This window comes from Pseudomonas sp. LBUM1674 (genome assembly GCF_059695635.1).
The window spans coordinates 2040234-2058629 of the sequence record NZ_CP166779.1 but is presented as its reverse complement, the minus strand read 5'-3'; the positions used below and the strand labels follow the sequence as shown (position 1 = coordinate 2058629).

At 55.6% G+C, this 18396-nt stretch carries 27 protein-coding genes; 7 read left to right on the top strand and 20 right to left on the bottom strand.

Features of this window, described 5'->3' with window-relative positions; translation table 11 throughout:
* Nucleotides 1–27: 27 nt before the first annotated feature.
* The 17 genes from ACA067_RS09700 to ACA067_RS09620 form a co-directional block, all read right to left on the bottom strand.
* Entirely contained in the window at nucleotides 28–651 is a 624-nt protein-coding gene (locus tag ACA067_RS09700) for a putative metallopeptidase (protein ID WP_497461541.1), read from the bottom strand.
* A 69-nt stretch (nucleotides 652–720) separates the two neighbouring features.
* A complete protein-coding gene (locus ACA067_RS09695; protein ID WP_497461540.1) occupies nucleotides 721–1191 on the bottom strand; it encodes a hypothetical protein in 471 nt (156 codons plus the stop codon).
* 82 nt (nucleotides 1192–1273) lie between these two features.
* Entirely contained in the window at nucleotides 1274–1495 is a 222-nt protein-coding gene (locus tag ACA067_RS09690; RefSeq protein WP_497461539.1) for a hypothetical protein, read from the bottom strand.
* Between the two features lie 53 nt (nucleotides 1496–1548).
* Nucleotides 1549–2049, bottom strand: a complete 501-nt coding sequence (locus ACA067_RS09685) for a DUF2514 family protein (protein WP_497461538.1) — start codon at nucleotides 2047–2049, stop codon at nucleotides 1549–1551.
* Nucleotides 2046–2363: a hypothetical protein gene (locus ACA067_RS09680; protein ID WP_497461537.1), complete on the bottom strand. Its 318-nt coding sequence runs from the start codon at nucleotides 2361–2363 to the stop codon at nucleotides 2046–2048. The genes ACA067_RS09685 and ACA067_RS09680 overlap by 4 nt, the downstream gene beginning before the upstream one ends.
* Complete coding sequence (locus ACA067_RS09675; protein ID WP_497461536.1) at nucleotides 2363–2734, bottom strand: chemotaxis protein; 372 nt, start codon at nucleotides 2732–2734, stop codon at nucleotides 2363–2365. Before ACA067_RS09675 ends, ACA067_RS09680 begins: the two co-directional genes overlap by 1 nt.
* Before the next feature lie 772 nt (nucleotides 2735–3506).
* Nucleotides 3507–3878: a hypothetical protein gene (locus ACA067_RS09670; protein WP_497461535.1), complete on the bottom strand. Its 372-nt coding sequence runs from the start codon at nucleotides 3876–3878 to the stop codon at nucleotides 3507–3509.
* A 131-nt stretch (nucleotides 3879–4009) separates the two neighbouring features.
* Nucleotides 4010–4555 carry a hypothetical protein gene (locus tag ACA067_RS09665; protein ID WP_497461534.1) on the bottom strand — a complete coding sequence of 182 codons (546 nt, stop codon included), beginning with the start codon at nucleotides 4553–4555 and terminating at the stop codon, nucleotides 4010–4012.
* Nucleotides 4552–5127, bottom strand: coding sequence for a recombination protein NinG (locus ACA067_RS09660; RefSeq protein ID WP_497461533.1), 576 nt, complete (start codon nucleotides 5125–5127; stop codon nucleotides 4552–4554). Before ACA067_RS09660 ends, ACA067_RS09665 begins: the two co-directional genes overlap by 4 nt.
* Complete coding sequence (locus tag ACA067_RS09655) at nucleotides 5124–5594, bottom strand: hypothetical protein (protein WP_497461532.1); 471 nt, start codon at nucleotides 5592–5594, stop codon at nucleotides 5124–5126. The genes ACA067_RS09660 and ACA067_RS09655 overlap by 4 nt, the downstream gene beginning before the upstream one ends.
* Complete coding sequence (locus tag ACA067_RS09650) at nucleotides 5591–6376, bottom strand: hypothetical protein (RefSeq protein WP_497461531.1); 786 nt, start codon at nucleotides 6374–6376, stop codon at nucleotides 5591–5593. The genes ACA067_RS09655 and ACA067_RS09650 overlap by 4 nt, the downstream gene beginning before the upstream one ends.
* Entirely contained in the window at nucleotides 6363–7334 is a 972-nt protein-coding gene (locus ACA067_RS09645) for a phage replication protein (RefSeq protein ID WP_497461530.1), read from the bottom strand. The genes ACA067_RS09650 and ACA067_RS09645 overlap by 14 nt, the downstream gene beginning before the upstream one ends.
* A 1-nt stretch (nucleotide 7335) precedes the next feature.
* Complete coding sequence (locus ACA067_RS09640) at nucleotides 7336–8058, bottom strand: Rha family transcriptional regulator (protein ID WP_497462759.1); 723 nt, start codon at nucleotides 8056–8058, stop codon at nucleotides 7336–7338.
* Between the two features lie 151 nt (nucleotides 8059–8209).
* Nucleotides 8210–8641 carry a phage regulatory CII family protein gene (locus tag ACA067_RS09635; RefSeq protein ID WP_497461529.1) on the bottom strand — a complete coding sequence of 144 codons (432 nt, stop codon included), beginning with the start codon at nucleotides 8639–8641 and terminating at the stop codon, nucleotides 8210–8212.
* A gap of 171 nt (nucleotides 8642–8812) precedes the next feature.
* Entirely contained in the window at nucleotides 8813–9067 is a 255-nt protein-coding gene (locus ACA067_RS09630; RefSeq protein WP_497461528.1) for a hypothetical protein, read from the bottom strand.
* Between the two features lie 22 nt (nucleotides 9068–9089).
* Nucleotides 9090–9434, bottom strand: a complete 345-nt coding sequence (locus ACA067_RS09625) for a hypothetical protein (RefSeq protein ID WP_489357222.1) — start codon at nucleotides 9432–9434, stop codon at nucleotides 9090–9092.
* Between the two features lie 36 nt (nucleotides 9435–9470).
* Nucleotides 9471–9710, bottom strand: coding sequence for a helix-turn-helix domain-containing protein (locus ACA067_RS09620; protein WP_129444656.1), 240 nt, complete (start codon nucleotides 9708–9710; stop codon nucleotides 9471–9473).
* Nucleotides 9711–9793: 83 nt separating this feature from the next.
* On the opposite strand from ACA067_RS09620, the gene ACA067_RS09615 reads away from it, so the two are divergent.
* Nucleotides 9794–10660 (top strand): LexA family transcriptional regulator, encoded by an 867-nt coding sequence (locus ACA067_RS09615; protein WP_497462758.1) that lies wholly within the window; start codon nucleotides 9794–9796, stop codon nucleotides 10658–10660.
* Nucleotides 10661–10764: 104 nt separating this feature from the next.
* Here ACA067_RS09615 and ACA067_RS09610 read toward each other — a convergent pair whose 3' ends face one another.
* From ACA067_RS09610 to ACA067_RS09600, 3 genes are all read right to left on the bottom strand, one after another.
* Entirely contained in the window at nucleotides 10765–11700 is a 936-nt protein-coding gene (locus ACA067_RS09610) for a hypothetical protein (protein ID WP_497461527.1), read from the bottom strand.
* Nucleotides 11693–12724 (bottom strand): RhuM family protein, encoded by a 1032-nt coding sequence (gene rhuM, locus ACA067_RS09605; RefSeq protein ID WP_497461526.1) that lies wholly within the window; start codon nucleotides 12722–12724, stop codon nucleotides 11693–11695. Before rhuM ends, ACA067_RS09610 begins: the two co-directional genes overlap by 8 nt.
* Nucleotides 12725–12990: 266 nt before the next feature.
* The gene (locus ACA067_RS09600) at nucleotides 12991–13302 is read right to left on the bottom strand and encodes a DUF1654 domain-containing protein (protein WP_497461525.1); all 312 of its coding nucleotides are present in this window, start codon (nucleotides 13300–13302) and stop codon (nucleotides 12991–12993) included.
* A gap of 1121 nt (nucleotides 13303–14423) precedes the next feature.
* Here ACA067_RS09600 and ACA067_RS09595 point away from each other — a divergent pair.
* From ACA067_RS09595 to ACA067_RS09570, 6 genes are all read left to right on the top strand, one after another.
* Nucleotides 14424–14843 (top strand): hypothetical protein, encoded by a 420-nt coding sequence (locus tag ACA067_RS09595; RefSeq protein WP_497461524.1) that lies wholly within the window; start codon nucleotides 14424–14426, stop codon nucleotides 14841–14843.
* A complete protein-coding gene (locus tag ACA067_RS09590) occupies nucleotides 14840–15031 on the top strand; it encodes a hypothetical protein (protein WP_497461523.1) in 192 nt (63 codons plus the stop codon). Before ACA067_RS09595 ends, ACA067_RS09590 begins: the two co-directional genes overlap by 4 nt.
* Entirely contained in the window at nucleotides 15028–15222 is a 195-nt protein-coding gene (locus tag ACA067_RS09585) for a hypothetical protein (protein WP_497461522.1), read from the top strand. The genes ACA067_RS09590 and ACA067_RS09585 overlap by 4 nt, the downstream gene beginning before the upstream one ends.
* A 157-nt stretch (nucleotides 15223–15379) precedes the next feature.
* Nucleotides 15380–16135: a recombinase RecT gene (locus ACA067_RS09580; RefSeq protein WP_497461521.1), complete on the top strand. Its 756-nt coding sequence runs from the start codon at nucleotides 15380–15382 to the stop codon at nucleotides 16133–16135.
* Entirely contained in the window at nucleotides 16132–17772 is a 1641-nt protein-coding gene (locus tag ACA067_RS09575; RefSeq protein ID WP_497461520.1) for a YqaJ viral recombinase family protein, read from the top strand. Before ACA067_RS09580 ends, ACA067_RS09575 begins: the two co-directional genes overlap by 4 nt.
* Nucleotides 17769–18392, top strand: coding sequence for a hypothetical protein (locus ACA067_RS09570; RefSeq protein WP_497461519.1), 624 nt, complete (start codon nucleotides 17769–17771; stop codon nucleotides 18390–18392). Before ACA067_RS09575 ends, ACA067_RS09570 begins: the two co-directional genes overlap by 4 nt.
* The last annotated feature ends 4 nt before the right edge of the window (nucleotides 18393–18396 follow it).

The window sequence follows — 18396 nt, the reverse complement described above, 5'->3', positions numbered from 1 at the left end:
TCTCATCCGTCTAGAGCCTGTCAAGAATCAGGCCGACTTGAGCAGACAGGTTCCGCAGGCCCTCGATATGTTCAATTCCCCCACCTCAGCAGGTTTGTTTGCAGCGTCTACCAGCTCCTGTACATCAGGGCTCGCACCGAAGCGGCGGACCACGCCGACGAACTCTTCAACGTCGTGGCCACGCATCTCAAGCTTCGGCGCCCCGTCCTTCGTGAAGGCAGGCTGACCGTACTTATCGTTGGCGTGGGCAATGTGATAAAGCTCGTGTTCGACCAGGGCGCAGAAGTCAGCGTCGGAGCACTGGGCGCAGTAATCGGCAGCCAGCGTGATGATGTAGGCCGGCAAGTCGCCGAACCAATCGAACATCTGCTGTTCCATTCGGGCTTTCTGCCAACCACCAGCGCGGAACGCTACCTGCTCGGCCTGGCCAACTACCGTGCGGCCCTTATTGGTGAATGCTGACGATGCCCACATGACTTGGATGTCTGCATCCAGTAAATGGGCATGGTCTTCGTTGTGAATGCTGCCGGTGTCGGCAAGTATTTCAGCTTGGAGCCATGCCCATACTTCAGGCGCAGGGGTGAGTCGGATGCCGAGACCAGCTAGCTCACACAACTCAAGCAGCGATCCAGGTGGCATAGGTCTGTCCATAGCTCACCTGAAATTTCCCGATTTTCAACAATAGATTAGCGAACACCGATAATGCTCAGACCGGGCCGACTAAAATTCGTCAGCTGGATTCCTTCCGAGCGCCGCGGTGATCACAAGAGCCAACGTGAAATATTGATCACGCCGAAAATTCGGCACGCTGAAACGCTCTGATTCTTCGTCGACGAATTCAGAAACAATACGGCCATCAGCCCTAATATCTAAGAAATAGATTTCCTTCCATGTCGCTCGGTCAATACTGTCGGTAAATTTGCGCTCAAATGAGTAACGGCCATAAAGCCCACGTTCATCCAAAAATATGGAGAATCTAGCGCGCGCCTCGCCGAAGGGGCTCGTGATCTGAGCGGATTGACCGTCTTCGGAATGCACCAGTTTGACACCGAAACTATCCGCGTCCTCATCGGAAAACTCGGTTGCCAAAGCGACGATCAGCTTCCTCGCATAGCCCCGAATTTTTTCGGAACAATCTTTTGCGTCCCTTGCCTGGTCTGCAATATTCATATTGATTTCAGGAAAAGCCATGCTTTCTCACTCCTTTAATTTGAGCGAATGAGTATGGCAGTGCTTTGACAGCCCGACAGTTAATGCGAGCGAGTGACGTTGGTCATTTGCCCTCCACTGGTACGACGGTGATCTCACCCCATACCGGGTGGAAGTCAATGTGCTGGCCATCTGAGCATGTAGGCGGGTCGTCACAGACCACAGCAATACCGGCTTTGGTGTCGGCGTAAAGCACCCAGTTGGCGCGTTCGCCGTCTATAAATACCAACCGTCGCCCTCGCCCATCGCTCACCCAATGGACGTGCTCGCCTGACTGTTCGCTCATAACTCTCTCCAATATCGCGACACAATTTGCTGCTTCGCGAAACGTGTCCCCGACTACTTACCATTCTGCGCAGCTGCATAAGCCGCCTCACACGCAAAGCCGGCTATTCGACTTCGGTCAAGCGCTTCTGCCAGTCTTCCCGCTGTTTCGTCAGCGCTTCTACGCAGGTCGGCGAGCAGAACGGTAAGGTCGACTCTTGCCTTGCTTCCGCTGGCAACCTCGGCAGTACAGGACTTTCGACTGACGATGAGATCGGTGATTTGTTGCTGCAGGCTGCGAGCCCGGCCATCAGCAATAACAACGGCAGCCATAACATTCTCAGCCTGGGCTTTGGCATCGTCGGAGACTCGGTTCATGTCGTCAGTGAGTTGGCGTTGCAAGCGCAGCGTGTTGGTGAGCGAAGTAACCCTGGCAGTGGCGGTATCGAGCTCATTTGATACGAGCTCGCGATCAGTCTTCACGGTTTCCAGGCGCCATGCGAGGTAGCCAATAGATACCAGGGCAGCCAGGACAACCCACACCCAGATCGGGACCATCCGGAGAAGGTTCGTCATGGGCTCTGCCGCTCCACTGCCTCACTAACCTTGTCGGCAGCCTGGGTAGCGGTTGTCGCGGCCTTCGATGCCTTATCAGCAGCGGTGCCAGTCTTGCGGGTCAGTTCGTCCAGGCGCATGTCCCGCTCGGTCATGGCGGTGTCATATGCCCGGCGAATATCTTCAACCTGCTTGTTCTGTTTGTCGGCGAGCGACCAGTAGCCGGTTTGATAGCCGAGCACCGCCCCACCACCGACCAGCACGATCGCAATGGCCCAGACCTCAGTCCGGCGCCACCAGCGTCGTGCAATGAATTCCAATGCGCATCTGTCCATCAGGCAATTCCTCCCAGCTTTGTGCGCAGGCGGGTGATCTCATCGCTCTGCAGGGTCACGCGCTCAGTGAGCTGTGCGACCTGACTGGTCAACGCTTCGATCTTCCCTTCCATGCGACCTACAGCGGCAGCGAGGTCGTTGCGCTCTTTCGCAAACTGATCGGCGCGGGCCTCGGCTTCTTTGCGGGCGGATCGCTCCTGGTTCAGCAGTTCGTTCAGCCGACGAAGCGTTCCGATATCGGCGTTATCCATCGCGCGATCGGTTGCGTCCTTCGACAGGAATTTTCGCAACCAGAGCAAGCCGCCGAGAATGACGGTGGCGCTACCGCCCAGCCAGGTAGCTGTGCCCGGGCCGAGGTCAGTAGGATCCATCGTCACTCCATGTATCAAAATGGCCTGCATTGGCCCGGGCATAGCCCATAACGAAAAAGCCCCAGCAAATGCTGAGGCTTGTGGAGTTGAAAGCATGAGGCCCGCGTCGGCGGGCAAATGAAGATGTCACTTAATTGTTTGACCGTGACGAGTCATCTTCATCAGGGTTTTGAGTTGGGTTAGGATCTTTCCAATCCTCAGGTCTTTCGCGATCCGGGGCCCCGGGATTCCTCATCGGATCTGCCTCAGCAGGGTCGCTTGGTTTCACCGTTGGATCATTCTGATCAGGCATCGGTTTAGAGGGCACTGAGCCGCCTTGTCCGTTTTCGTATTCAGTTTCGTTAGCCATACGCACCTCAGTGTTTGAGGTCCAGTAATTCTGGGCCGTACACATGGGAGGGCTTGAAATTGATCGCAGTGCTACCGAGTAGACGAACGGACGACTCCGTGAGGCCACCCTGGCTGCAGTGAATTTGTTGCAGTTCAAGTAGGCTACAGCAGCACTCCCAGCTCAACGCGATGGGTGTGGTGGAGCCGAAAACGAAAAAGCCCCCGCAAATGCCGAGGCTCGTAATGGCCGCAGATGACCGGTGCTAATTCCGGCATACAAGGTTCCGTCCGGATTCGAACCGGCAACGCTGGTCGCAATCCCTGTAGGCGCACCGGAATTTCACCGGCAAATTCTTAAGGATGCCTTGCGCATCAACCTGCGCAATTCATCTGCATAACCGAATGCAAAAAGCCCGACTCAATGGTCGGGCCTCTTGTAAACCTAATTAGCTTGTAGGAGAGTTTCTCGAATCGTCTTGGCATCGATTGGTACATCACCGCCCTCGAACAAAGCAAATACGTCTCGCCTGTCCAGCGCTTGATATAGCTCCTCGCCAAAATCAGTACGCTCCATCGCACCCAAGATCGCAATCCCTTGGCCGCGCACGCCAGCCGGCCGAATCAGATCAGCCTCCTGCATTTGCTCAGCAAACATCTCAGCCGCATCCGATATTTCATTAAAGCTCTGGTTTATCTCGCATCCAGACTTTCGTAAATCCGAATAATAAGTAGTGCCGATCAGCCCAGGCATGTGCGTCTGATTCCCGCCGGTAGCACCAGACAGAAGACGCCTCACTAACTCCCACACTTCCATGTGACACTCCATTGATCAGATACGAAAAACCCAGCACTAAGGCTGGGTTTAATTAGTCAATCCCTAATGCGCAAGATCGACAGGGTGGGTAAATATTCTCTCACTTTCTCACTCATTGCAATGGCTATTTGCTACGCCGCGCAACTTTCGATCAGGCCCTCTGTATCGAGCAGTTCCTGAGCCGCTGTGAGGGCTTCGTTCACCTGGTCATCCAATGATCTGCGGATGTTCGAGCGCCACCGGTACCGGGTCGATTCCGGCTTGCCGTCATTGTCCCAGTTGGTGATGTCATACCACGCTGCAGGCAGGACCGCGGCAGAGCGCTTCCCTTCGGTACCGGCCACTTGAGGGATTGCCCAAGTCAGCACCGCGCACTCGCGGAAACGTTGAGGAGCTGGTGACTGTGCCGTCTTGATCAGTTCAAGGATCGCCCCATGCTTGCGCTCGTCATGCGTGGAATACTTCGCGACCAATGCCCGCCAATGCGCAGCAGACAGAGACTTGTGCAACCTGCCGAACACCCAGCAGTCAGTGAGGAATGCGGCCTCCTTGCCGACGATCTCCCCCTTCTGCTTGGCGCACTGGACCTTTGGCTCGAAGTCGCAGCCGCCGGCAGAGTTGATGGTTTCGGCGGCTAGCGCCCGAACCACCGCGGATACCACGTTACGATAGGTCATGCTGCTCTCCCCTTCAGCTCTCTTGTTTTTGCCCGGTAGTCGGCGGTCATCGCCTTCAGTTCTTCGACGGTGTACTTCTTCGGCTCATGCATGCCTTCGAGCCAGTCGACGGCCTCGGCGCCGATCCGCTTCACCAGCGCGATGCGGTAATTCACGATATTCCCGGACAGCTGGGTGTTGCACGGCGAGCACTGGCGGTGGCAGTTCAGCGGCTCGAAGCGCAGCGCAGGATTACTGCCGACGGTGCGGTAATGCCCCGCATCGTACTTGCCCAGGTGGTGCCGGCCGCAACTGATGCACGGCAGTTCGGCGTCCCGCTCACGCACCCAAGCGTTGAAAGCGATCTGCGTGTCCTTGAGGTGGTCCGCCCGGCTCTTGAGCTTTTCCTTGCGAACCTTGATCTCCCGTCGCTCGACCTGGGCCAGCGACTTGCGCGCCCTCTCCTGATTCACGTCCTTGATGGCCAGTCCGCATTTAGGGCTGCACACGGCCTGACCCAGGCGCTGCGGAGGGAAGCTGACGCCGCACGCCAGGTTCTTGCACTTCTTCGGCTTGGGTTGTTTGGTGATCATGCAGCCTCCTTGCTGAGCAAATCGGCGAACACCACGCCTTGGCCGGTGAAGAACGCGGCGATTCGGTCGGTGTACTGGACGCCCTGGGCGCGATTGAAAAGGCTAGTCACCGGGAAGCCGTCAGGGCCGAACAGCTTGCACTCGCCCATCATGGCCAGCTTCTCCTCGTAGGGCAGATGGCGCATGACCCGGTACCACGCTGCTTGGAACCCTGAGTCCTCGTTCAGCAAGATCTGCACACCAAAGTGCAGCTTGCAGTAGCGCCGGGCATCGGCCGCGTCGCCGATCTGAGTCATTTCGGCGATGCGCTTGTACATCCCAAACCACAAGGAGTTCTGATCGAGCGTGCGGTCCTTGCCTGGGCGCAGGGACACCACGACGAACTTCTTCTCGCGAAACATGGCGTTGAGGCAGGTGATCGCCTCGGAAAGCTTGGCCTGGCTGTTGACGCTGATTTTGTCGGTCACTGGACTCCCCTCTTCAGTTCCAGATCCTCGGCCTGCTTGATGAGCAGCGCCCGGCGGTCAGCCAATTCATTGGCCGCTTCGATACGCATTGCCGTCTTCCTTTCGGCAGACGCCAATCGCATTTCCAACATTGAGTCCTTCACCGCTTCGAGCTTGTCGCGAACCTTGGGTGTTGGTCGGGCCACTTCACCGGTGATCAAACCAGCCAGGGCGCGCCCGTCTTCACTGACCGGCACGACCCGCAGATCAGCCAAGTACTTCTGCCCGTGCTCTTGAGGAATGCGCCGCATTTGCACAGCCTTCGTGATGGCTTCCACGCGGCGGTTGGCATCGAAGCCAACGGAAACGTGCCAGTTCACCGGTTTCACGTCATCGCGCGCCTGACTCACGAACCGCTCATAAGCGCTGATGAACGCCATGCGTGCGCCAATCTTGTCGCCAGCATCGAGAACAGGCTTCGCTGCCGCCAAGGCAAGCTGGATCTCGTCGGTCAGCACCACGGTTTCGAATTCATCGTTCGTGGTCATGGCAATCGCCCATGCTTCGTCCTTGCCGGGGCGGCCGTCTTCGGCCTGAATGCGTTGCAGAACCGCGGCCAGGGTCAACTTTCCGGTCAGTTCCCGGCGGCACGACTGAAGCGCTTTGCGGATGTCGGTCGGGGCAAACACGGCCAAGTCCTCAGCCATCAACTCTGCAGCTGTGGCGCTGATGGTCTGACCCAGGGTTTCGGCAGTAGCGCAGATGGCGCCGGCCAGTTGTGCACGATCGTCAGAGGAAAGCATTGCGTGTCCCTCCCTCTCGGATATTCCGAGCGGCTTCCTGCGCGGCGTTGATGTTGGCTTGGGTGTCTTCCTGCTGGCGTGCGGTGCGGCCGTTGATTTGAGTCTGGGTCACCCACTGGGTGTGATAGCTCTCAGCGTTTGCCAGCAGTTCGCTGACGCTGTGGCACTTACGGATGAGTTGTGCATCGCTGATCCCGACGTAGTACGCGGCAACGCTGTGAGCAACGTCGATGCCGAGTCGGCCAATCAGCAAACCAACCTGCCCTCCCACTTTGGCGTTCCAGACTGGCCACGCCTTGTACCGCTTGCGGTAGGACATGGCGTAGTTCGCCCAGGTCTTGAAGGTTTTGCAGGAATGGTCTTTGGGGCCAGGCATGTCGGCGGGGATTTCAACCCGTGGCGCCTCGGTGCGGTCAACCACCAGCACCAAGCCGCCGGACCGGTTCGGCTTGTCCGAGCCGTCCTGCAAATCCTGATTACTGGTTACCTGATTGGTACCCTGATTATTGGTACCCTGATTTGTCGGAGATTTTTCCGACCTTGGCTCGGATTTTTTTCCGACCTTGCTCGGAGATTTGTCCGAGGTAGATCGGATTTTTTTCCGACCATCAGCAGCATCAGAGGTCGGATATTTTTCCGACCCGTCCAATTTGCGATTCCACTCTTTGGCCTTCTCGGTCAGGCGAATCAGCGTGATGCTAGAAGTACTCGAAAGCTCGATCAGACCGGCATCACGCAAGGCTTTCAGTAGACGGTAAGCGGTGTCTGGCTTGTCAGTAAGCAATGGCAATTCGTCGACGATCTTGCTCTTGCTCAGGGCGAAGTAAATTCCGGTATCCGTCTTAATTGGATTGGCCCAACTCGGGCTCTCGTAGACAAAGGCAAACAGCAGGGCCTGCTGAGAGTTCAGTCCCCACTCAAGCGCCTTCACCTGGTTGATCGTGACGGTGTATTGCATGTCAGGCCTTCCCGGCCAGTGCGGCCAGTTCGAGGAAACGATCGACGTACCAGTGAGGCTGCGTCTCGCGAGGGGATTGAGGATTGGTCAAATTCTTGCCAAAACGAAGGCCCTGATCAGTCACCGACCAAAAGTCGACCATCACCTGCTTAGAATTTTTGCGCTGCAGCTGCTTCAAGAGGCCTTTGGCGGCCAGTGCGCGATTGAAGGCGGCCGCAGTGCTGGCGATACCGTGATCTTTGATCAGGGCAGTGATGGCCTTGGTCGGCATGGAAGACCCGCCAGTGGCATCAGGCGCGGCGTCGATGGCGTAGCCTGGGAGGAAGCTCGACTCCAGGCCGTTGTTCTTAGCGATCTGGGCGAGCATGAGCACCTGGCTGGACGGTGCTGGTTTCAGGAGGCGCGTGAAGCACTCAAGGATTGCCAGCTCGCCGACGACTTTGGTGCCGTTCAGCAGGACCTGCTCACGGGCGCCCTGCTGCTTCTCCAATTCGTGCCAGCGGCGAATCACCTTCATGCGCATCGGGGCGCTGTAGCCGGTGAGCAGGCAGTCTGTGTGCTCTCGATCAAGCAGATATTGAAGCTGCTCACGATTTCGGCCGTCCAAATAGATGTCCTCAAATCTGAGGAGATCGACGTTCAAGTCTTTCAGCATGGCAGCGATGTCGCGCAACACATTGTCGTGGCGCTTGCCAGTGACGTTGGCGATCTCGCGGGATGACATCGTAGTGCGCGACACGTTTTCGGAATAATTAAAACGTGTCGCGACCTGTCCGGTATTGTCCCGTTGTGTCTGTGCGTGCATAATCTTCTCCACTTGCTTTACCGCTGTAGAAAAAGCCGACCTCGTACGTCGGCTTTTTTGTGTCTGAAATTCAGGCAGCCTTCAGCGATTCGCGCAGAACGTTCAGCGCGTCGATGGCTTCCTGGATGGCTTTATCGCCCTGGGCTCTTTCGTGCTGGCTGATGTGGTTGTCAGAAGTGGCGTCGAAGATCAGTCGGCCCACGTCGCCGCATTCCGCGGTCAGATGGCACAGGGCGGCCATGAGCGGCTTCGGCTCTGGGCGCTTGCGTAGCACAACGTCACATTCGAACTGGTTGGTGAGTGCGCTCAACACGCTCAGGCGCCCTTCCAGTGGCAAGTGAGTCAGAACCATCCCGAGCATCTGGATGTTCATCTTGTGATTCGCGCGGTTTGGGTTCGCGCAGTCCAGTAGCGTGGTTTCGTTCACGCCCATCCGCTTAGCCAGCGTAGTACCGCCGTCAGCCTTCACTTCCCGGTGCAGCGTTCTTTCAAACTCTTCCATTGCGAAATCCTCTCTTCTTCTCGCGTGGCACCGAGCCACTACATCCGCGATCATTCGTTCATCAACTGATCAGGGATGAACCCATGACCTTCTTTTCTTCTTGGCCTCTAATTAGGTGCCAGCCCCGCTTAGCCCAATCCCTGCTGTGGCCCCTTATTAGGGGCCGGACCGTTACCTGCCAGGGAAAATGGAAACCACGTTTTCTGCCTGCGCCCCTTGTGCGCAATGAGCAGCGAGGCTGCTTCGCGAGGTTGCTTTGTCTGCTGCAAGGCGAGCAGCACTTCGCCGCTCTACTACGCGCTGCTCTGTTATCTGCAAGATCCGGTCGGCCAGCTGATCCATGCCGATACCGACCTCATCAGCCCACCGCTCAAGCTCGTCTTTCTCGTCCTGCGTGTACTGCCCTACTTCCGGTATTGCAGGCATTGGTGCCTCCTCCATGGCCTAATCAGGCGCTGAGTTTCTTGTCGTTGACCTGGGGAATAGCGTCCTGCTCTCGCTTGGCTTTCAAGGCCGCACGAATGAGGTCGCGAACTAGTGCGTTAGGCTGAATTTTCATTTCGCGGGCCAGCTCGCCCAACGCCGGAAAGCCGTCCAGCTCGTTGTCATCAATCAAAGGGAAGTAGCCGTAATCTTCTTTGAATCGCAAAGCCGCCAAAGTGAGATCGCGAACCAAGGCGCCCGGCTGAATCTCACGTGCCAACGCTTCCGCCTTGATAGCGGCATAGGCATCGTCATTCAGGCGCGACTTCAGCTGGTGGGTGTTGCGATGCGTCTTGTTGTCGTAGGCCATTGGTTCACTTCCGCATTCGAGGGTGACTAAGCTGGGTTAGGCGGCGGCTTTCTTTGGATGGGCTTCCGCGAGCAACCAAGACGGCTCGAACGGCTTTCCATTGGCAGCAGCTAGGGCAGCAATTCGTTCGGCATAGCGCGTCTCACCGGTGTATTCGGTGCGCGGCAGGCAGTCAGCGGTCAGCCACTTGTAAACGGCCCGAGGAGACTTTCCGCAGGCCAGCGCAACTACCGGCACGCCGCCAGCGTCATCAATCGATTTCTTAAGCGGCCGCATAAGGCCTCCGAGTCAATTATGAACTTACAGTACATATTATGTCGGAACTGAAAGTACATGCAAGAGCATGCGATGCTGAACCAATGGTTCATATAGAAGAAATTCGTGCAGCGTTCGTTGCTCGCCTCAAAAAAGCGTTATCCGCCCATGGCATTGATCAGTGGGGTGCGGGTGCTCGGCTGGCAGAAATTGCGAAGGTCACGCCCAAGGCTTCGAGCAAGTGGCTAAATGGTGAGGCCTTACCTGGGCCCGCCAAGATGAGCGCTATAGCGAGTGCGCTAGGTGTAAAAATCGAATGGCTTCAACATGGCGCAGGTGACGAGCCCAGGTTTTCAAAGCTCGCTGACGTAGAGCGTGGCGAAAGTGAAAGTCACTCCCAATCGGCAGCGGATATCGTCCGGAACATGCTTTCTAAGCAAGGGAAAGGATTGTCTGAGGATGCTCGCAGGCGTCTACTTGCAGTTGCCGAAGCCGATGATGGCGGTGGTGTCATCGAGGTCGACTACTATCGACCAGGCTTGGCCGGCGATGAGGTGTGGATTGCGCATTACGACGTCCGCGCAGCAATGGGCGGCGGGCAGATTCCGCACGACTATCCAGAAATGCTTCAGGACGTCCGGGTCAGCCCTCAGCACCTGCGCGAGATGGGCGTCGAGTTCAAGGAGCACTTTCATCTCAAGATGGTCACTGGATGGGGTCAGTCAATGGCACCAACGATCAAGCACCGCGATCCGCTTCTGGTAGACGTCAGTATTCGTGACTTCGCAGGCGACGGAATTTACATGTTTTCCTGGGATGGGCACCTATACATCAAACGCCTCCAATGGATGGGAGAAGACCGGGTCAAAATGATTTCTGATAACACCATGCATTCGCCTGAGACGATCCGGGCGGAAGAGGTGCACATCCAGGCGCGCGTGCTGCTGGTATGGAATGCTCACTTGGTTTGATGCCGCATCATGGGAAGGTTTGTACGGGGGAAAACGTAAAATGTTTAACAAACGATATTTTTATATCGCACGTATTATTTACCGAAATAATACTGGCGAAACAATCAACCATACAAAGACTGATTACATAGTTTAGGAAGCATTTTTCTTAATAACTCATTATTCAAATCTTGAGAATTGTAACGCCTGAAGCTACCCACCCTACAATTGGCCAGAATGACCTCCTCTTGCAGCGAGCTGCTTTTTCGATAAATCATGCCTTGCATAGTAAATTCAGCTAAAACCCCCATACATTTATTTGTGCTGCCCTTCTTAAGCTCTTCACTACCTGCTACAAATTCGTGGAGGAGGTCCGAATTATTTTTTCTCATCATTTCAATATCATCAATAATCGCCATATCGTTATCTGGATTTAATACATCAGTTAGACTGACAGCAATTAGCCCTTTAGATTTACTAGAATGATCTTGAGAGAGTCTTTTAAAAATCTGCTTATTGGCTTCGCCAACCCTTTTCCCAATCTGGCGCGCAGACCTTATACGCTTAGCCTCAATGTATATCTTCCTCCCCTCAACAAAAGCAATACTATCTGCCACCTGATTAAGAGTTATTTCATAGCCTGCTCGCAAGAATCTTGCAGCCACCGACAGTTCAAACAAAAAGTCTCGACTCGGCTCATTTACAACTCTATTTCTGAATGCCTGCCCCGAAGATATTTTTCTCAGCGTTGTAATATATTCTCCAGAATCTATTGACTGCATTACTTCATAAATCCGTATTAGCTCGTTCATTTCAGAATGAGCGTTAAGAAAAGCATGCATCTCCTTTTCGGCATCCTGTAATTCTGGGCGAATTCCAAATCCGTCTATTTCCTTAGCATAGTTATGATAGCGATCAGCGTGTACTGAGCCGCCAAAAGCCCTTAACCACTCTAAAGCTGCAGCCCCTTTCACTTGGAGATCTTTGCTGCAATGTAAGTGAGGGGCAAACGGATAATCTGTCACTTTAAATACTTTAGAGCCGATCTCTATATCAGTCATCTGCGAACAACTCGTCGTACTCACCAGCAGCCAAGGCCTCCTCATCGTACTTGTAACCAAGAGCCTCCACTTTTTTGCGATTCTTGTAATACTCGAACTCTTGCCTAGCGTGGCTTATTGCCTCCTCCTTGATGTAGTCCTCATAACCACTAAAGACTGGATAGTCGTTAAAGACAAGAAGATCATCAAGTTTTTGGTGAAGCGAATCCATAGTCATCACTTTCTTTGTGAGCGCAGTACTCTCAGCGTATAACATGAACTGCTCGGACAGCAAATGCAGCCTGTACAACTCCTCACTATTTAAATAGTTCTTCCCAATTTTCACTTCTTCCAAAGTCGGAAAGTCGCCCCTCAAGGATTGCATACCCATATTTTCGGATTTGTGACTAGCCCTATCCATAATCAGCTTGGAACTAGTCATTCCTGTAATAGCATGATGGAACTTATCCTGAAGACGGGCATAAAAGCTCCTCACCTGTTGAGAGCTAGAATCGTAGTCAGATGAGCAGATTTTGAAGCATTCGCGAACCTTTGCGTAAACCTGCTTCTCTTCTGATCTCAGGGCGCGTACCGCCGCGGCAAGCTTGTTTAGCTTTTCGGGTGACTCACGCAGAGCCTTTTCGTTGATTACATAACCTTGCTCAATATAAGCCTTGAGAGTCCTTGTAGCCCATTGACGGAATTTAACCGCTACTTTTGCGTTTACTCGGTAGCCCACTGAGAGAATCATGTCCAGGTTGAAGTGAAGAATCCCCTCACGCACAACCTGCCGCCCACCTTCATTTTGAACTAGTGCAAATTTTGCACGAGTTGCCGATTTCTCTAGCTCGCCGTCTGAATAAACGTTATTGACGTGTCTATTTGCTACGGACACATCGACGCCAAACAGGTCCCCTATGTTTTGGTACGTAGCCCAAATTGACTGATCTTCAGTGTCAAATCTGAGGTTTACTTCAGATTCTTCATTCGTGAACAGCATTTGATTATTTTTTTGTCCATCACTGCCGATTTCTTCCTTTGACATCGCTCTCTCCAGGAATTGACCACGCTTCTGCTCACGATGCCATCCTATTGCCAGTACATCAACCGACACAGGCCCAACTCTGGGTTTTTCGTATTCAGCGAACTATTCCAGTCATCCAAAGGGCTTCGGCTACGTGAATAGAAAGCCCGCCTTGTGCGGGCTTTCTTGTTCCTGCCTTGACCCTATTCATTCAACGGGTAGCGTCAGGGGGGGCATTTCATGGACTCCATTTGAAGCCCGTCCACAAGCGGGTTTTTTTTCCTCTCTCAAAAAGGCGCCGGCTCCTCTACTGGCTCGAAAGCTTCCACCGGCCGATCTTCGTCGGCACTTGCCTCCCAACGAATCGTCACCGACTCATCGTCGTTGAAGGTCATGTCGATCCCGTCCGTCTCGGATAGCAAGCCCATCACCTCTTCCCACTCCCGATCCCCATCGGTATCCAGGCGGTGGATCGTCACCCATCTCTGAACCTGGGCAACGGGGTGATTAATCATCCCCGAGACACGCAGCCCAAGCCTCTCCATCCCGCTGATCTGCTGTCGCTCCGCTGGTTTTTCTTGCTTCTTCGCCTTTGCCATATTTTCCTCCAAATGCTGTATATCCATCCAGTACAAACCGACTATAGCGAAGCGATCTCCGACGGTAAATACCTAAAGCAATCCGCGACGGACTTTCATCACTCTCTGTACTTTGAAGAAAATATGTACTTTCAGTACTTGACCAATGTGAACCATTAGTACATATTCACTCCATCGCAACCGGCACCCAATCAGGGGCCAAGCGCGAAGGGCCTTAAAGGGCCTGACCGCTCTTTAACAGTCAGCGCAATACGAACAACGACGGCACTGCCTCTACGGCGACCGGAGATCAGATAGCCCCGAAAGGCTACCAACGCGAGGACCACCTCGACGGCTGACTAGAGCGAAATGCTCGAGCCGCGTGAATGACCCGAAAAGCAGAGCCAGAAGGAATGGAACATTTCACTGATGCACCTGGGCAACCGGGTGCATTGGGAAAACAACCGGAGCAAGAGCGATGGATCAACCAGCAACAGCGCAAACGAAATGCACCCGCTGTGGAAAGCTAGCCGACCCAGCGATTTTCAAAAACATCATTGATCAGGCCTACGACCCAGTGCGGAGGAAGAAATACGTTCGCCAGCAAAACCTGCCGTTCTGCAGCGTAGAACACGCAAACCACCACCAGTGGTCTTGCGAAGGCTGAAGCATCGCCTCTGTCCATTCACCGAGTGGGCAGCGGGATGCGGACGAAACCCCGGCTTATACCGGCCACCTGTATCAGTTTAGATAAAGCTCAGCATGGTAAGTCTTACGTGGCGTAACGCTCACCATCATCAACACTAAAGCGGAGGATTTGCAGTCATGCACCAGTAAGCGATCCACCCGCGCGGCGCAGCAAGCCTGAAGGCTGCGCCCAACACCCTGGCAGGCAGCGGAAAGCAGGGCTGACGATGTCACCGCGCATCAGCCGTAAGGCAGGCCCTCCCTTAGAACCAAAACCGCATCGGCAGACGCCAGGCCAGTCTCACGGCTGGGTTTGATCACCCGTGCCTGGCATCTGGCCAATGCGGTTCGTGCAACTAACCAACGGATCGCACCGAATAGCCCGCGGTCAATATGTTTAAAAAGGATGCAGGGCGGCCCTCGCCCGGATCCATCTCGCCACTCTGGAGGCGATCATGAGCACCACACATAGTTCTCTGCCTAAACACCACCGCAAGCCGCCTCCAGTGATCCACAGCCCGCACGATGATGCTCGGGCCGAGTGGCTGTACAACGCCGCCGAAGAACTGCTGCGCGGCAACAGCGTGTCGCTCCAGCGCCGCATGCGCCCACCGCAAGGCGTGACCGCCGAGGAATTCGCCCTGGCAGTCGATGAGTACGTGAATAACCGCCTTGCCGACAGCGAAGTGCACACCTCGGCGCTGGGCTGGCTGCTGATCACGGCGACGGCCGGAAACGCTGACAAGACTGCTGTTGCTGAACTGATGGGCAATAGCGATCACCCACTCGGCAAACTGGGCGAGATTGCCAAGGCACTGCTTGAGCCCCTCGCTGATGACGCCCTGATAGCCAAGGCCGAGGATGACGAGCTTTGAGCCCTCACATCCTGATCGATGAGGCGCTCGATAGTCTTGATCATCCAGATAGCCCACCCGGCAACAGCATCCTGGTGCAGCGGATCATCACCAACCTGATGACTGATCATCTAATCTCACTCGAAGAGTTCAGCCACTACTGCAAGCGCCTGCTCAAACACTGCCAGCAGCGCAAGGAGTTGCAATGAGTACTGCACCCGTTAAAACGCTGATTAATGAGCAGCTCGACGAAATCGAATCGAAGCTGGTCCTGCTCGGCTTCGGCCTCCCCTTCAACGAAGTGATCGGCAAGTCCCGCGAAGTTCTGGTCGCCAGCCTTCCGAAGCGCCTGGCTGCAACCATGAAGGGTGGTCGAATCGCGGTTAGGGTTCGGCCGTGACCTCATACCAAAAGGCCCGCCGAATCTACGTATGGCGAGGTTCGGCCATCGTTCTTCTCGGTACAGCAGTCGTATTGCTGGCCAGCGCCTACTGCTCTCAGCTCACCCAATAACTCACACCTTCGAACGCTGCGTGCATCGCGGCAAGGATTCTGTCGTGTCCGAATTAACCACAAAGCAAAGTTTCAGCCTGACGCCGTCGTCGCTTACCGAGGCAATGGCTTTCGCCGACATCCTGGCCAAATCGACCATCGTGCCGAAAGAGTTCCTCGGCAACCCGGGCAATATCCTTGTGGCGATCCAGTGGGGTTTGGAGTTGGGTCTGCAACCGCTGCAGGCGATGCAAAACATCGCGGTCATCAACGGGCGCCCAGCGCTCTGGGGTGACGCAGTGATTGCCCTGGTGCGCGGCTCCCCTCTTTGTGAATACGTCTACGAGAGCGACGACGGCCACACGGCAACCTGTCGAGTGAAGCGCCGCGGCGAAGACGAGCAGTATCGCGAGTACAGCATGGATGACGCCAAGATCGCCGGCCTCATCGGCAAAGCAGGTCCGTGGACACAGCACCCAAAGCGAATGCGCCAGATGCGGGCCAGGGCTTTCGCATTGCGTGACGTCTTCCCTGATGTGTTGCGCGGCATGCCGGTCGCCGAAGAGTTGCAGGACATGCCGAAAGAGCGCGAGCCAGCCCAGCCTCTGGCCAGCGTGAAGAAGATCGATGCCCCAGTGGCGCTGCCCGACTATCCAAGCGAGAAGCTGGCCGAGAACCTGCCGAAATGGCGAGAGGCGGTCGAGGCTGGCCGATCATCGCCAGAGCATCTGATCGCCACCGTGAGCAGCAAATACACGCTGACAGCCGAGCAGGCCGATGCCATCAAACAGTTGAAACCACTTGAAGGGGAAGCAGCATGATCATCCATAACGTTTTGCAGGGATCCGATGCTTGGCACGCCCTTCGCGCTGATTTCCACACTGCATCCGAAGCGCCGGCCATGATGGGTGCGTCGAAGCAGATGAAGCGCACCGAACTGCTCGACGCCAAGAAGTCCGGCCTTGATCGCGACGTTTCGTGGTGGGTGCAGAAATACCTTTTCGACAAGGGGCACGAGTTCGAAGCATTGGCTCGCCCAATTCTAGAGGCCAGGATCGGCGAAGATCTCTTCCCTATTGTCGGCACAAAGGACGACCTGCTGGCCTCGCTCGACGGCTGCACCATGCTCGGCGAAACGCTGTTCGAACACAAAATGTGGAATGAGCAGCTGGCCGCCGATGTTCGGGCCGGCGACCTTGATCCGCACTACTACTGGCAACTTGAGCAGCAACTGCTGGTGAGCGGTGCGGAGAAAGTGATTTTCGTTTGCTCCGACGGGACCGAAGACAACTTCGTCTCGATGGAATACACGCCCGTGCCAGGCCGCGCAGCAAAGCTGGTTGCTGGGTGGAGGCAGTTCGAGGCCGACCTCGCCGTACATGAGTTTGCAGATGCACCATCGATCGTTGTCGGCAAGGCTCCTGACGAACTGCCTGCGCTGCGCATCGAGCTGACCGGAATGGTTACCGCCAGTAACCTGAAAGTGTTCGAGCAGTCCGCCCTCGCGGTCATTGATTCGGTAAAAACCACTCTGCAGACCGATCAAGACTTCGCCGACGCAAAGAAGGCCGTCAAGTGGTGCGGTGATGTTGAAGAAGCGGTCGCTTCAGCCAAGAAGCAGGCGCTGTCGCAAACGCAGTCCATCGAAGAACTGTTCTCGTCGCTGGATCGTGTCTCTGCGCATGCCCGTGAAACCCGCCTGAAAGTCGACAAGTTGGTGAAGGCTCAGGAACTGGTGGTCAAGACCAGCATCAAGCAGAAGGCCGAGCAGGCGCTGATTGATCACGTCGCGGCGATCAATAAGACCCTTGGCAAAGTGACGCTGCCGGCGGTGACCGCAGACTTCGCCGGCGCCATGAAGAACAAGCGCACTATCGCCAGCTTGCAGGACGCTGTTGATACCGAACTGGCCCGGGCCAAGATCGATGCCAGCCAAACAGCCGACGGTATTCGCCTGAACCTCGAAAGCCTGCGCACCCTGGCTGCCGATCATGCCTTCCTGTTTGTCGACGCTCAGCAGCTGGTCACGAAGGCCAATGATGACCTGACCGCCCTGATCAAGGTCCGGATCGCCGAGCACAAGAAAGCCGAGGAAGAAAAGGCCGAGGCCCTGCGCGAGAAGATCCGCAAGGAAGAACAGCAAAAGATCGAGGACGCCAAGGCGAAGCAGGCGGTTGTCGAGGTTGTTGCTGAGCCTGCGCCAGTCGTAACGCCGGCGCCGATCAAGTCCGCACCGATCACCCAAGCAGCGATGAAGCCGGTGGTCACATCAGCTCAGCAGGCCGTAAGCCTTCAAGCCGATGTCTTCGATCTTGAAGAGTTGGTCAAGGCGGTTGCATACGGACAGGCCCCGCTGTCGGTGCTGACGGTCAACTGGGATGAGCTCGACTCTATGGTTGCTGCTCAGGGTTCAAGATTCAGCATGGCCGGCGTGAGGCTGGCAAAGGTGGCAGCATGATAAGCACCGAACTCAGCATGATCCAAATGAACGATCCTCAACGCCACGAACTGGCCTTGCTTCAGGAGGCCTTCTTGAAGAAAGGGGGGAGTATTGAGGTGTTGCAGGGGCCGAGCTTTGTTCCGCCACCGGTGAGGCACGATCCGTCGCCGACAGTTAAGAGCGCGCCGATCCGGCGAGCAGTCGAACCTATCAAGATTGACCGGCTGACTCAGCGTGACATTGATCGAGAAGCGCGCGCCCAGGCCAAGATCGACCTCGAAGAACGCATCAGGAAGCTGGCCGCTACCGGGACCCAGGCTGAAGTCGAGACGCAAACCGGGATCAACCGGAGAAAGCTGCATGCGATCGCCAAGGCCAACGGCTTCACCTTCAAGAAGTCCAACTACATGCCCAGTTCAAACCTGCGGCCCGCCACGGTGGACGAGGCCAAAGACGCCAAGGACGCCGAGCGCATCAAGGCCTTCAAGGAAATCGGACTTACCCGCAATCAGGCCATGGAGAAGACCGGGATATCGTTCACGGCCTTCACCCGGATCCTGGACAAGTTCGAGATCGACTATCCGAAGTCGACTCGCGGCGGCCCTCGTCCAGCCTTTCACGCCAAGCCCCCAGCATGAAGCG